The sequence below is a fragment of the Pseudoxanthomonas sp. PXM02 genome (assembly GCF_014851805.1).
GTDB lineage: Bacteria > Pseudomonadota > Gammaproteobacteria > Xanthomonadales > Xanthomonadaceae > Pseudoxanthomonas_A.
In genome coordinates this window covers 1,565,276-1,578,644 of record NZ_JACVAK010000001.1, presented here as the reverse complement: position 1 = coordinate 1,578,644, position 13,369 = coordinate 1,565,276, and the positions used below count along the sequence as shown (strand labels likewise).

Here is a 13,369-nt window from a genome sequence, read left to right as displayed (position 1 = left end):
CGGCCAGGCTTTGTTCTTTTGGGGAGGAAAGGATGTCCGAAGGTGTTGCATCGAGCCGTCGAGAGCCGCTTCGCATACTGACCTTGGATGGCGGTGGCGCGAAAGGCTTCTATACGCTGGGAGTGCTCAAGGAGTTGGAGGCGTTTCTAGGGTCGCCGCTGCACTCGCACTTTGATCTTATCTACGGAACAAGCACCGGCTCGATCATCTGCGCTCTCCTTGGTCTTGGACACGATATCGAACACATCTTCGAGCTCTACCATCGCCATGTACCGATACTGATGAGTAAGCGGCTAGTGAGAAGTAGGACGGCAGCGCTTGAGAGTTTGGCCAATGAAGTTTTTGGTGATGCTTCTTTCTCTGACATGAAGACCAATATCGGGATCGTGGCAGTAAATTGGTTGTCCGAGCGTCCGCTAATATTCAAGTCAAGCGTTGCTCAGACTCATGGAGCGAAGCACAGCTTTGTTCCTGGGTTTGGCGTAAAAGTTTCTGATGCTGTTCGGGCATCCTGCTCCGCTTTTCCATTCTTCAAGCGAACCACCATTACTACTGCGCATAAGGAAAATGTTGAGCTCCTTGATGGTGGTTATGCGGCAAACAATCCGACGTTGTACGCCATAGCAGATGCCACTGGCCCAATGGGGTATGCGACTCACGACATCAGGGTTCTTAGCGTGGGTGTTGGTGTCTATCCGCCCAAGAAAAGGATGCTGGTTTCCTTGGCTAAGAGCATTCCCTTCAACTCGATATCTCTGCTGCAGAAGACTCTTGAGATAAACACTCAGTCTATGGATCAGCTGCGGGCCCTTCTGTATCACGATGCCCCAACGCTTAGGATCAGTGAGACGTTTGAACAGCCTGAGATGGCTACCGATCTAATGGAGCACGACATTGCGAAGCTGAATGTTCTTTGGCAGCGTGGGCGCGCTTCGTTCGCTAGAAACGAGAAGGCGATAGAAAAACTTCTTACGTGAGGGTGTCATGCCTTTTCCAGATCATCAGCTTGAAACTTGGGCGCACCAAGGATCTGTTACGCAGTCCGCATCTACTTACGCTACGGTGAAAGATGCCCTGCAGAGGTCTACGGGAAGAATATTCCTGCGCGACTACGACATATTCTTGCAAGGTTCCTACGGTAATAGCACGAATATTTGGGCTGAGAGCGACGTTGACATAGTAATAAAGCTGAAAGAGACGTTCTACAGCAATGCGGAAGATCTTCCTCCGCCGCAGTACATTCAGTGGAGAAGCGACACTTCGCCCGTAACTTATGACTGGCCACAGTTCAAGCAGGACGTCTATGAAACCTTGCGAGCGAGCTTTGGTGCTGATGTTTCATATGGAGGGAAGGCGATCTCTGTGGCGGCTAGAAATGGCCGGAGAAAGGTGGACGTAGTTGTAGCAACTTCATATAGGAAGTACCTCAGCTATGATCCCTGGAATCGGACCAACTATGTTGAGGGCATATGCTTCTGGACATCTCTTGGTGATCAGATTGTCAACTTTCCGCGGCAGCACAGTGAGAGCCTGACCACAAAGCATCAGGCTACGGGCCGGAATTTCAAGCCGCTGGTCAGGATCGTTAAGAACATGCGGTCGAGAATGCAGTCTGAAGGATTCATATCCGAAGGGGTTGCTCCTTCTTACTTCATCGAAGGAATGCTCTACAACGTGCCGCATCAAGATCTTGGTACCAGCAACGCTGGAAATCTCGTTGCGGCGTTGAACTGGCTTAATGGTCAAGCTAGCCTGCCGCACCTTATGTGTGCGAATCATCAGTCTAGATTGATTGGTGATAACGACTCAACGCGCTGGCCGTTGGCTGATGCAGCGACCTTCCTTCAGCAGCTCATCGCCTATTGGAATAGAGGTTAGGTCATTGATCTTTGGCGGCCTAGGCTTGGTTATGCGCCATTCGTTCGGGCAAGGTGGAGCTTTGCGACTTGAAGTCAGGGTTTTGACTGCAGTTTGGGTGGGTCTACATGAGGAAATTTGAAGCTCCTATCGAGCTTACCCCTCGGCAGTTCGAGTTGGCTGTCAAAGGGATTCTGGATGCAGCATGCGGGGGCTTAGAGAGTTATGAGTCGAAGCACCTGGAGAAGTTCTCTGCTTCAGATGGTGACTACGAGATAGACGTAACCGCGAGGTTTAATGCTCTCGGAGCTAATTTTCTTGTTCTTGTTGAGTGTAAGCATCACAAGAGAAAGATCGAGCGCCAGGACGTTCAAGTTCTAGATGCGCGGATCAGGTCGATGAACGCCCACAAAGGTATGATTTTTTCGACATCCGGATTTCAGGCCGGAGCAATAAGCTATGCCGACGAACATGGGATAGCACTTGTGCGCTTGGTCGATGGGAAGAGCAACTGGTTTACTAAGAGTTATGGCTCTGAAGTTCCGCCGCCGCCGTGGGTTAGGTTCTCGGAATACATCGGTTGGTGGTGTCATGGAAGTTCAATGTCGTTGATGTCTGACGATCATGTTGAGTACACCCGAATAGCTTTGGGGCTTTCAGCAGATTTCGTGCCTGATACTTAGATCGAGCGACGATCAGGCGCACTCGGTACTGGCGCATCAAGGCCCATCCAGAAATGTAAATAGACACCCCGCGATCCCCTCTGCAAACTCGCCTCCAAGGAGCGTCGAATCTCCCCTCTAGCGGCACCCACCCCGGCAACTCAGGTGGGTTTTTTGTGCCCAATGCATCGGGCGCCTCCGACGCAGTCCGTTCTACGTCGGGAGGGAGGCGGAATAGAACACCCTTCGGGGAAATACGCCCGGCCAGCTAGCGGTGGCTTCGACCCTCCCGACACCCTTGCGGACGCACGACGCGCCCGCAGGCACGCCACGTACCACGCACGCGGAAGGACTCCCGCCATGACGCACGGAAAGCACAGCGACCCCGGTTACCACCTGCCCATCGAAGCCCACGAAGAACTGCAGGCCCTGCGCCACCACCTGCACCTGCTGGCCCAGCTCAGCATCCCCGAAACCCAGAACCCCGACGACCTGGTCCTCTCTCGCACCGGCCTGGCCCACTGCTTCAGCCACCTCGCCGACACCGCCGACCGCATCGTCGCTGCCGTGGCCACGTGATCGCGTGGCCTCGCCACCACCACCGACACCACCGCACACCCACAGGAGAGCGCCACCGCCATGAGAGCGCGCATCGTGGAACTCGACGCATCGCAGGCCAGGCACTTCTGCATCCGCCTCTGGCATGAGCTGACGATCGCCGGCCGCGCTATCTGGGCCGACGAAACACTGGACCCCGCCGCACAGCTCAATGCCCTCAAGTGGCTCAACGAAATCCAGCATCGCGTAGGGGGCGCCCATGCAAACACCCGCCCCGATGCCTTGGCACACCTGCTGGACCTCATCATCAGCCACTGCGAACAAGCACCCCCGCTGCAATTCCCCGTCCGCGTGGCCTTGGACAGCGCTCTCCGCGCCACCACCGGCGCCGACGCCACACCTGACAGCAAGTAGGGCGGGCTCAAGCCCGCCGTCGCACACCTTCCGCACTCGTCGAACGGTGGGCCAAGGCCCACCCTACGATGCGCCGACGAGATCGCCTCACCGTGGCGGCTCAACCCATGTCGTCATGGCATAGTCCTGGCCCATAGGCTTTGGGGAACGCCATGGACACACTCAGTTTTACCGAACTGGACCGCCGCCTGCGTGCCGTGCCGGACGGCCCATCGGGCATCCTCAACACGCCACCGATCTACCGCAGGGCCAACATCGTTGGCGGCATCGCGGCGGTGGCCACACTGATCCCGTTCGTGCTGGTCCACGTCATGACGCCGGGCCAGTGGATGATCACGTGGGCACAGATCAGCTTCTCGGTGTTCCTGCTCGCATTGCTGCCTGACATGGTCCGTTCCTATGGCGTGCTGGGCTGGACGCTGTGGACATGGCGAGCAGATCAGGTAAGCCAGCTCGACCACGACCTGCCGCAGTTCCATACGATCCTGACGTGGCTGAGCGAGCGCCCCACGTCGGATCTGCAAGAGCATCAACGCTTGGCACGGCTCATGCTGCCGCAAATCTCGGCAAAGATCGGCCTGTTCACGGGCGGGCTGGAGCGACTGGGTGTACTGCCGGTGCTCGTGTCGGCGTATCTGTTCTTCCGCAACTGGGACGAACTGATGGAGATGCCGTACTGGCAACTCATCATCGGCTTCGGCTTGATCCTGTTCTATTTCGTCATGATGGTCGGCAACCTCAAGCGCATCCGTCTGCATCTCTACGAATCCCTGCTCTCCGAAGCGCTGACGATGAAGACGCAACGGGAGACAGTCACCCGATGAGCGAGTCGCCCAATCCTTACCAGGCACCGGCCGCCACGCTGCCAGTGCCCGCGAATCCGTCGATGCCTCCGGCGTTGCTGGCGACACTCGCGTGCTATTTGCTGCACTACGTGCTCGAAGTACTGTCCCTGTGGAAGAGTGCGGCCGGTGAGGCCGGGCTATTTCTTCCGGTGGCGACGATCAACGGCATCTACTGCATGGCTATGTGCCTGGCGCTGTGGCGGCGCTGGCAATGGGCGAGGGTGTGATTGGTGATGACGACGGTGATATCCGCCTTCGTCCTGTTGATGCTGGTGCGGCGCGGTGTGTGGGCGACGGAGTGGCTGTCCACGCTCTCGTCCGTCCTGCGTATCGCCGTGGCCGCCATGCTCTTCCTGCCCCCGGTACGCCACTGGTTCGCTCCCGCCGCCGCGCGGGAACCCGCGTAGCCCGGGTAGCCCGGGTAAGCGCAGTGCACCCCGCCGCCAAGGCGGGGAGTCTGGCGGCCGAAGCGGCATTGGTCGCATCCCGCGCTCCGCTGTCGAGAGACGAGAACTACCTGCGCGCGCTGAGGGAGCGCGTTGCGCGATCGCGCGATCCGGAGGCATTCCTCGCCATGGCCGATGCGATGGGGCCCGAGGCTTCCTCGCTTCCCCATGTCTTCGGCCCCGAGTCCGGCACCGAGGAGGCCACGCTCGCCTGGACGCTCGCGGCATGCAGGACGGGACTGGACTGCCGTTCAAACGGCGCGTTGATGACGACGTACTGCCTGGCGGGGATATGTGGCCCCTACAACAACTTCGAACAGCTCGTGTTCGAAGGCTTGCTGCCTGCCTCGGAGCGTAACAGGATCAATGAAATGGTCGGCAGGGTGATCTCGTACGGAGAGTGAAGGTTATGAAGCGTGCCCGGAATCGTTTCACGTAGTGGCCGGTGCTGAAAGCCAGCACGGGTCATGCAGCGCAGGTAGGGCGGGCTCAAGCCCGCCATCACGTACCACCGGTACCCGTCGAGTCGGGGTGGGGCGCCCACGACCGCCCATGCGCTAGCGACGGAGGGGTCGTCGGGTTACTTCCCTCCTCTTGACCGCACGCGCGATAAACTGCGCGCCGCAAATACCCATCCCCAAGAGGAACACCCCATGGCATTCACCACCACCGCGTCCGGCCTGCAGTTCGAAGACACCGTCGTCGGCAGCGGCGCCGAAGCCCAGCCCGGCCGCAACGTCGTTGTGCACTACACCGGCTGGCTGTACGAGAACGGCGAGCAGGGCGCCAAGTTCGATTCCAGCAAGGACCGCGGCGAACCCTTCATCTTTCCCCTCGGCGGCGGCATGGTCATCAAGGGCTGGGACGAAGGCGTGCAGGGCATGAAGGAAGGCGGCGCGCGCACCCTCATCATCCCCGCCAACCTCGGCTACGGTGCCCGCGGCGCCGGCGGCGTCATCCCGCCCAACGCGACGCTGAAGTTCGACGTGGAACTGCTGGGCGCCTGAGGCACGCAGGGCGGGCTCACGCCCGCCATCGCACGGGGAAGCGCCCATCGCGCGGTGGGCCGCCCCCGTCGTCGTACCTGGCGCCAACGCGCTTCGATCCGGGGCGCGTTGGCCGTAAGCTGCACCCGGGCCGGGGGTGCCTCCACCAGACGGGGGCCGCCGGGAACGACGATCAGGGAGAGAAGGGATGTCGACCTATTTCGATGCGGACGCGACCAGGCAGCTGTACCGGGAATACGACGTCGATCGCTTGATGGCCATCGCCTTGGCGACGACGGACGAGTACAGCGAAGAAGCGATCGGCCTGGCACGGCAGGAACTCATCGCGCGTGGCGTCCAGGATGCACGCTTCGATACGCCACCGGGCAGTCATGCCCCGCCGCCCATCCCCGGTGCGGACTCAGCGGACACACTGCCGCTCGTCATCAAGGTGCTGTGCGTGCTGCTGCCCGGCATCGTGATCATCCTGGCCGCCGCCTATCTGATGGCGAACAAGAAGAAAGCGGCAGGCGAAGCCCTGTTCCTGATGATGATCGGCTGGTTCTTCTGGTTGCTGCTGTTCAAGGTGCTGGGCAACTAGCTCCTGGGGCCATCGCCTAGGAAAGGCCCGAGCCTCGGCCCGGCGTTGCGTAGTACGACGGCTGTGACGGCATGCGAGGTGGCTGGTCCCGACGGCGTCAGAACGAAGTATCCGTCGCCGTTAGCCGAGGGGATCACATTCCGACAATGAGAAAACGCGCGCCAATCGCGCGCGTAACGTGGTCCTCGTGAGCAACACTTGCAGTTGGTCACCGACAGAGTTCATCGTTGGCGCTCGGCCAGCCGTCAGAACGAGGTCAGGAGGACCCCATGGCAATCCGGAGATTCACAATCGAGACGCTTGCGATGTTCTTTGCAGTCGCATGTGTTGGATTGGCAGGCTGCGTATCCGGCCCTCCCGCGCGAGCCGCGAAGCCCGACTTCAATGGTGACTGGTCGGTGAAGTGGTGTGACAGAACGAACCCGGCACTCGATTGTGGCGGCTTCAGCGTGACGCTAGTGCAGGAAGGCGACCGTATCTGTGGCGACTTCGGTGGCGCACTCGTCAATCTACGACAGATCGACGATGGAAGTGTGATCGGTGCGGCGGTTGGGAACACGGCCGTCATGGCGGTTGAAAGCTATCGAAATGGATCAATAGCATTGGTGCGCGCCACGCTGGAGGGCAGCGAGCTTCACTGGAGAGAAGTGGATAGCATCAGGCGTGGAGGGACGGATATCGCCATCATTGCCACGAATGACGTGCTAGTGAAGTCTGAAGAAACTCCGTCGCCGCCGCATGAGCGGCAAGGAGAGGAAGCGAAAGGAGCGCGTCCATGCCCGTGAGGGTGGTAGGACGACGGCATCATCGTCAATAAGAACGGAAATGAAAAAAACGCAAGGAGCAGGCGCGTGATCTACGGAAACGGTTGGACAAGTAGCTCTGAGATTTCTCACGCTGGCGTGTTGCTATCTCGCGCAGGGATCCTGAAAACAGGCGTGGCGTTCCTTGCTCTCGCGCTCGCTGCATGCCAACACGCGATACCAATGGCACAGTCTGTGCCTTCTTCGGAAGAATCTGTTGTACAGGCGGTCTCAGCGCCTAGGGTCGCTCCACCCGACCCATCAATGGTGGTGAACGAGCTGTCTGCCAGAAGTCGTATCCCGGCATCAGAACTTCTGTCGTTGCTGGATGACTGTACTCTCACGCAGCTCAGCATGAACATCTGTGCTTTCCGAGACTTTGTCGCTTCAGATCTGGAACTGGATGCGGTAATGGACGCGAAACGGGCGTCAGCGCTGCCTCAGTGTCTAGCGGGTATGGATCGTAAGCACGCTGCTTGGGAGACGAAGCGCGACAAGGCTTGCCTTGAAGAGACGGAAGAGGATAAGGGAGGATCGATGTACCCCATGCTTCTCAGCTCCTGCAAGACGGAAGCCACCAGGGAGCGCATCAGCTTCGTGAAACAGAGCGATTCGTGTTCCCTGGGGCGGTAGAACGGAATCTCCATCGCGCTTGGCGATGGCAAATCACATCTAGGAAAGGAGGCGATCATGCCGATCGATTACCAGGGGCGCACGGAAGAGCAGTATCGCCATCGGGCCAGCGTGATGATCCAGAACTTCGAAGGCTACCGTGCTGCGCCATATGACGCGGAGGACTACAAGGCCACCATCGGATTCGGCTACACGTTTAATCGCAACAATAACGTGGAGCTGTGGGACGGGGCTGGTGTACAGCTATCCCAAGCCGAGCGTCAGCAATTGTTGGCCATCGATAGAGCGCCGAACGAACAGAAAACCGCGCTCGGGCTCGCATTCGATGTTCGGATCACGCGCGAAGAAGCCAGAAGCCTGCTGGAGAGCGTTAGCCTGGCGAGGTATGAGCGTCACGCGGAGCATCTGGGGATGCCGTTCTCGGATGAGCGTGCCATTGTGGTTTCGCTTACTTACAACCGTGGCCCAGGGCGCATGGCAACTCACATGCAAGGGTTCAATGATGCAGTTGCCGACGGCGATCGCGCAGAAGCCTGGTATCAACTGCGCTACAACAGCCGAGGGACCAACGATAATGTCGGCTTGCAGCTTGGGTTGCGGGCTCGTCGAAACATGGAGTCGGAGATCTTCGGCCTCTACGATGATCCGCTCAATGTGACGGCCGACGAAGCGCGCAGTGTCTATCGGATGTTCCAGCTCCATCGTGACGACATTCTGGAGAATGAGCGCAATTGGGGTGTTGACTTGGACGGGAACCAGGCGCGAAGAAACGCCATCGCCCAAGCCAACAACAACTACCCCGATCTGGTGCGGGAATACGGGCCAGTTCAGACACTGGCATCTGCTCTCGAACCTGCCAGGAGCAGACTGCTGGAAGATCTCAGAACCGAGAATCCCGATCTGGCCGAACGTCTGAGGAATGAAGATTTCGCCACGACGGCGATCTATCTTGATCCGGGGAGAGAGCTTCGCACCGGCGCCAACCTTCGCCGGGACCAGCGCAACAACACCCCGCAGGATGTGGACCAGAGCCATGCTGCCACCCTCGACTCCCGCAGGATGCAAGGCAACGTCGAAATCGCGAGCAATGACCTGCTGATCGGCGAAGGCGGCAACGACACGCTGCGCTCGCATCGCGGGGACGACATCCTGATCGGCGGGCAGGGCCACGACCGATTGGAGGGCGGTGAAGGGCGCGACACCTACGTGGTCGATGCTGGCGATACATTGAGGGACAGCGACGGGGTGGGTGAGGTGCGCTGGAGCGGACGGCCACTGACGGGTGGCGCGCGCAGGGAATCCGATCCCGCCGATACCTACCGCAGCGACGATGGGCGCTTCGTCTACACCCTGGAGAACAACAATCTTTCGGTGATCGACACGCTGGCGTCCGATCAGACGCGACGAGAGCCTGTGGTGATCGAGAATTTCGAGAGTGGCCAGTTGGGGATAGCCCTGAGGGGGCCCACTGGCGACGGCGAACGACCGCGGGCAGACGGGCAGCGGCCGGAACATCAGGGGCGAGGACAGACGATCGAAGCGGAGCGCGCGCCCGGCGATGCCGTTCCGATGCCTTCGGCCGCCGATGCAGCCATCGACGATCGCCGAAGCGGACGTGAGCCCGAGCGTGGCCCGTTCAACGATCCCTATGTCGACAGCGTCTACGCAGCCCTATTGGCCGGCGATAGCAAGGAGCTCGACCGCATGGCCAGGGAGTTCTCCCGATCTCCGGAAGGGCAGCGCTTCATGCAGATGGGCGAGCAGATGCTGGCCCAGCAGAAGCCGCAGGAGCAGGCGCCGTTGCAGGAGCAGGGTCGAGGGTTGGGCTGAGCACGCCGCATGGCCGGGGTAGGCGACGCGGTTATTTCTCTTTCTGGAGCAACCGCGTGACCTGCGCTTCCAGCTCCCTGATGCGGTGGTCGCGCTCGTCGATGGCGCGCTGCACGTCTTCCGCTTCGAAGCGCACCGGGATGTACTTGGGGCAGTTCCAGTCGAACGCTTCCACGTGGATCCGCATCTCGCGCTGCGTGCGTCCTGTCGCCGATGATTCCTCCACTGCCAGCCGGCCCAGCAGCTTCAAGCGGTGCCGGTGTGCGTAGTCCATCAGGATCAGCGCCACGCGGTCGTCGTTGGCCAGGTTGCCGACGCTGATGAACTGCCGGTTGCCCGGCAGGTCGGTGAACGACAGCGTGGTCGGATCCACCACGCGCAGGAACCCCGGCTCGCCGCCGCGATGCTGCACGTACGGCCAGCCGGTTTCCGACACGGTGGCCATGTAGAAACTGCGCTGCGCCTGGATGAAGGCGGCTTCGTCTGGGCCGAGTTCGGCATTGCGCACGCCGTCGCCGGATTCGAAGGCACGTGCGTACTGCGCACGGCTGCCGTCGCGCGCCTGGACGTCGCGGACCGCGGGCGTGAAAGCGATGTTCGCGAAGGCGTGTCTCATCTCGTTCTCCAGCGCTCATAGAGTGGTCCCGATCCGACCCTCGCACGGTACCCGCCCGCGCCGGACGAGGGCAGGGACTTGCGTGCGGACTTACTGCGCCGGCAACTCCTGCGCAGGCCCGCCGGTGACCTTGCCGCGGGTCTTGGCGGTTTCGCCCAGGTAGGCCAGCGCGAACTGGGTGAACTTGACGCTGTGCTGCGCCGACTCGCCCATGGTCGCCAGCGTGTCATAGGACGTGTGGATGTAGGGGAAGCTGCCGCCCGGATCGCCGGCTTCGAACATCATCGCCGCCGGGTAGCCCGCGTTCGTCCACGACGCGTGGTCCGAGCAGGCATAACCGCAGGCCGTGCTGCTGCGCGTCAGGCCCATCGGGGCCAGGTAGGTGTCGAACAGGGTGATGAAGAAGTTCTTCAGGTCGGTGTTGGAGTAGTCGCTGATCAGCTTCATGTCCGTCACCGCGCCGGCCTTGTAGTTGGTCATGTCCACCTGCAGCACGCTGACCACGTTGACGCCGCTGCGACGGAACGACTGCGCGATGGCGTGGGAACCGCGCAGGCCGACTTCCTCGGCGGCATAGCCCATGAACTTCACCGTGCGGCGCGGCTGCCAGCCATCGGCCAGCGCGATGCGCAGCGTCTCGGTGAGCGTGGCGATGCCCGAGGCATCGTCGTCGGCGCCGGGTGCGTGCTGGTTGGGGTCGGGATAGGTGTTGACGTTGATCGAATCCAGGTGCGCGCCCAGCACCACCACTTCGTCGGGCAGGTCCCAGCCACGGATGGTCAGGATGACCGACGGTTGCGTGGAGCAATTGCCGCAGGCGGTGAACAACTCGGTGGTGACGTCGCTGCGGCCGGCGGCCAGCGACTGCCAGTGGTCGCGGATCCATTCGGCCGACGTCTTGCCGTGCGGGCTGGAGAAGTAGCGGTTCTGGTAGCTCGACAGGTGATTCATGGTGGCGTAGAGGCGCTGCTCCTGTACCTGCGGCAGCCAGCGGTTCACGGTGGTCTGGTTGTTCAACGTGTAGGACGCAAGCAGGGTCTTCGTCATCGCCTGCTTCGCGCGCCCCTCGCGCACGAACGCCTCGGCCTGCGCACGGCTGGGGAACGCGAAGTAACCGCCGCAGCGACGCTCGTTGACGTGCACGTAGCGGCTGATCGCGCCCAGCCGGTCGGCCCGGCTTTCGGCAATCAGCACCGGTGCGCCCGTGCTGTCGCGATGCTCCACCGCCTTGCTGGCGAAACCGCGGATGCCCTGGTAGGTGTCGCGCGAGGTGACGACATAGACGGGCGCGAACGGATCGTTCGGCAACGGCGCGGTGGTCGTTGCGGGCGACGCGACCGTTCCGCCGGTCCGGGTGCGGTGCGACGAAGACGCATCGGCAGTGTCGGCCATGCGCGGTGTGTTCCACCGCATCGCGACGGCAGGAACACCCGCGGCCTGCATCGCCCGCCCGGTGTCCGAGCGCAACAGCACCACGAACAGCAGCGCGGGGACCAGGAACGTCATCGGGCCGAACAGGAACGGTTTCATCGTGGCCTCCCCCGGAGGACAGCCTGCATCAGGGCGGCTGCCACGCTATCACTTCCATGCCCTGCCACGCTTACCGCAGGGCGGGCCCTCCGTACGCGGGGGCGGCAAGCCGGTAGCACGGGCGACGCTGGGCCAAGCCGCGTGGCGTGCGCTAGACTCCCGGCGAATACAGGGGACCCTCATGCATCGATTCTTCCGCCGCGGCCTCGGCATCGCCGGGCTGTATCTGCTTGCACCCATCGTGGCGGCGAAGTCGCCCCGCGATCCAGCGGCAGACCTGGCCGTCATGAAGACGCTGCCGGTCTACGTGATCGCGCCAGCAGTGCCGCTGCGCGCCACCATGCCGGTCCTGCAGAACAACGAGCAGGCCTCGATGCGCGCCGCCCGTACCTACGGCTTGCTGTTCAATATCGCCAGCAAGTCCCCCCTGCTCCAGTTGGTCACCTTCAAGTCGGTGCAAACGCGCGTCAACAACCTGGCCGTGCCCGGCTTGCGCACGCTCCGAGAGGGCGGCTGCCTAGTCGACGACAGTGGCGCCAACATGGGAGTTGTCGATGCCGCGCTGGAGGCGGCGGGCCTGGGCGCGGCGCCGGTCACGCGCGTCGAATCGGACAAGGACATTCCCAAGGACACGCCGCGCATCGTGATGTTTGCCGCATCCAGTTTCACGCCGGACTACGCCGCGCTCATCACGTCCTATGGCGTGGAGGTGTATGCGCCCACCATGCCGGACGCTCCGTCCCGGTGGAAGGTGAGGCCATCGCTGTCGAGCGGCATCGCGGTGGTGGCCGATAGCCTCCAGCCGCCGACCCTGGCCCGCGATGCCACGGAGGAGGTTCCGCTTCCCGCCGAGCCCGAAAGCGACGACGACGGCTCTTCCGGCACCTGGCCGCTGGCCATCGCCGCCCGCGACCGTGCCGCCACGTGGGCGCAAGATGCGTGCGCGCGCGTGAATGCCGCACTCGAGGGCAATCGTGGCGAGGGCATGCGTTTGCTCTCGCTGGCCCTGGTCGGCCAGATCCCCAAGGACCTGCCGGACGACTGGAATGCGCCCGTCTTCGGGCGGCTCCACCGCACGCTGCCGACCACGCTGGAGGAAGCGGCGCAACGCCGTCTTTATGCCGATGGCCAATGGCTCACCGTGTCGCGCCGCGCCGGTGACGACGTGGTGGTCGACTATCGCTTCGCCTGGCTTCCCAGCGACGTGGAGGCCAGCTACGACAAGCAGCACGCCGCCACGTCCAAGTGAGCGGCCGCCGTCGGGCGTCCTCCGGTGGGACGATACCTACCGGCTTCACGCTTGCGCGCTTAGGCTGGTGCTCCCTCCCACGAGGCACCGCCATGGAACCCACCATCCATCCCTTCTCCGAGCTCTTCGCCCAGCTCGGCCTGCCGAACGACAACGCCAGCATCCAGCAGTTCATCGCCACCCACTCGCCGTTGCCCGATGACGTGCGCCTGGAAGAAGCCCCGTTCTGGTCGCCTGCGCAAGCGCAACTGCTGCGCGAAGAACGCCTCGACGACGCCGACTGGGCGATGGTGGTGGATCGACTGAACGTGGCGCTGCACGCCACGCCGGCGTAAGCCC

General features: G+C 61.9%; 17 protein-coding genes. 15 read left to right on the top strand and 2 right to left on the bottom strand.

Annotation, left to right across the window (positions count from 1 at the left end; all coding sequences use genetic code 11):
* The first annotated feature begins 32 nt into the window (after positions 1-32).
* From IB225_RS07705 to IB225_RS07640, 13 genes are all read left to right on the top strand, one after another.
* Entirely contained in the window at positions 33-977 is a 945-nt protein-coding gene (locus tag IB225_RS07705; RefSeq protein ID WP_192310589.1) for a patatin-like phospholipase family protein, read from the top strand.
* Between the two features lie 7 nt (positions 978-984).
* Complete coding sequence (locus IB225_RS07700) at positions 985-1,878, top strand: nucleotidyltransferase (RefSeq protein WP_192310588.1); 894 nt, start codon at positions 985-987, stop codon at positions 1,876-1,878.
* A gap of 107 nt (positions 1,879-1,985) precedes the next feature.
* Positions 1,986-2,540: a restriction endonuclease gene (locus tag IB225_RS07695; protein WP_192310587.1), complete on the top strand. Its 555-nt coding sequence runs from the start codon at positions 1,986-1,988 to the stop codon at positions 2,538-2,540.
* A gap of 339 nt (positions 2,541-2,879) precedes the next feature.
* Complete coding sequence (locus IB225_RS07690) at positions 2,880-3,098, top strand: hypothetical protein (protein ID WP_192310586.1); 219 nt, start codon at positions 2,880-2,882, stop codon at positions 3,096-3,098.
* 60 nt (positions 3,099-3,158) lie between these two features.
* Positions 3,159-3,491 carry a hypothetical protein gene (locus IB225_RS07685; RefSeq protein WP_192310585.1) on the top strand — a complete coding sequence of 111 codons (333 nt, stop codon included), beginning with the start codon at positions 3,159-3,161 and terminating at the stop codon, positions 3,489-3,491.
* A 152-nt stretch (positions 3,492-3,643) separates the two neighbouring features.
* Positions 3,644-4,315 (top strand): hypothetical protein, encoded by a 672-nt coding sequence (locus IB225_RS07680; protein WP_192310584.1) that lies wholly within the window; start codon positions 3,644-3,646, stop codon positions 4,313-4,315.
* A complete protein-coding gene (locus IB225_RS07675) occupies positions 4,312-4,563 on the top strand; it encodes a hypothetical protein (protein ID WP_192310583.1) in 252 nt (83 codons plus the stop codon). The genes IB225_RS07680 and IB225_RS07675 overlap by 4 nt, the downstream gene beginning before the upstream one ends.
* Positions 4,564-4,569: 6 nt before the next feature.
* Positions 4,570-4,743, top strand: a complete 174-nt coding sequence (locus tag IB225_RS07670; RefSeq protein WP_192310582.1) for a hypothetical protein — start codon at positions 4,570-4,572, stop codon at positions 4,741-4,743.
* A gap of 23 nt (positions 4,744-4,766) precedes the next feature.
* Complete coding sequence (locus IB225_RS07665) at positions 4,767-5,186, top strand: hypothetical protein (RefSeq protein ID WP_192310581.1); 420 nt, start codon at positions 4,767-4,769, stop codon at positions 5,184-5,186.
* 249 nt (positions 5,187-5,435) lie between these two features.
* The gene (locus IB225_RS07660; RefSeq protein WP_192310580.1) at positions 5,436-5,789 is read left to right on the top strand and encodes an FKBP-type peptidyl-prolyl cis-trans isomerase; all 354 of its coding nucleotides are present in this window, start codon (positions 5,436-5,438) and stop codon (positions 5,787-5,789) included.
* A gap of 187 nt (positions 5,790-5,976) precedes the next feature.
* Positions 5,977-6,369 (top strand): hypothetical protein, encoded by a 393-nt coding sequence (locus tag IB225_RS07655; RefSeq protein ID WP_192310579.1) that lies wholly within the window; start codon positions 5,977-5,979, stop codon positions 6,367-6,369.
* A gap of 269 nt (positions 6,370-6,638) precedes the next feature.
* The gene (locus IB225_RS07650) at positions 6,639-7,154 is read left to right on the top strand and encodes a hypothetical protein (RefSeq protein ID WP_192310578.1); all 516 of its coding nucleotides are present in this window, start codon (positions 6,639-6,641) and stop codon (positions 7,152-7,154) included.
* A 708-nt stretch (positions 7,155-7,862) separates the two neighbouring features.
* Positions 7,863-9,635 (top strand): hemolysin, encoded by a 1,773-nt coding sequence (locus IB225_RS07640; RefSeq protein ID WP_192310576.1) that lies wholly within the window; start codon positions 7,863-7,865, stop codon positions 9,633-9,635.
* A 31-nt stretch (positions 9,636-9,666) separates the two neighbouring features.
* Here IB225_RS07640 and IB225_RS07635 read toward each other — a convergent pair whose 3' ends face one another.
* Both IB225_RS07635 and IB225_RS07630 read right to left on the bottom strand, forming a co-directional pair.
* The gene (locus tag IB225_RS07635) at positions 9,667-10,251 is read right to left on the bottom strand and encodes a pyridoxamine 5'-phosphate oxidase family protein (RefSeq protein WP_192310575.1); all 585 of its coding nucleotides are present in this window, start codon (positions 10,249-10,251) and stop codon (positions 9,667-9,669) included.
* Between the two features lie 90 nt (positions 10,252-10,341).
* Positions 10,342-11,781, bottom strand: coding sequence for a M20/M25/M40 family metallo-hydrolase (locus IB225_RS07630; protein ID WP_192310574.1), 1,440 nt, complete (start codon positions 11,779-11,781; stop codon positions 10,342-10,344).
* A 181-nt stretch (positions 11,782-11,962) separates the two neighbouring features.
* Between IB225_RS07630 and IB225_RS07625 the strand changes: the two genes are divergently transcribed.
* Positions 11,963-13,030: a hypothetical protein gene (locus tag IB225_RS07625; protein ID WP_192310573.1), complete on the top strand. Its 1,068-nt coding sequence runs from the start codon at positions 11,963-11,965 to the stop codon at positions 13,028-13,030.
* A 92-nt stretch (positions 13,031-13,122) separates the two neighbouring features.
* A complete protein-coding gene (locus tag IB225_RS07620; RefSeq protein WP_192310568.1) occupies positions 13,123-13,365 on the top strand; it encodes a DUF2789 domain-containing protein in 243 nt (80 codons plus the stop codon).
* The last annotated feature ends 4 nt before the right edge of the window (positions 13,366-13,369 follow it).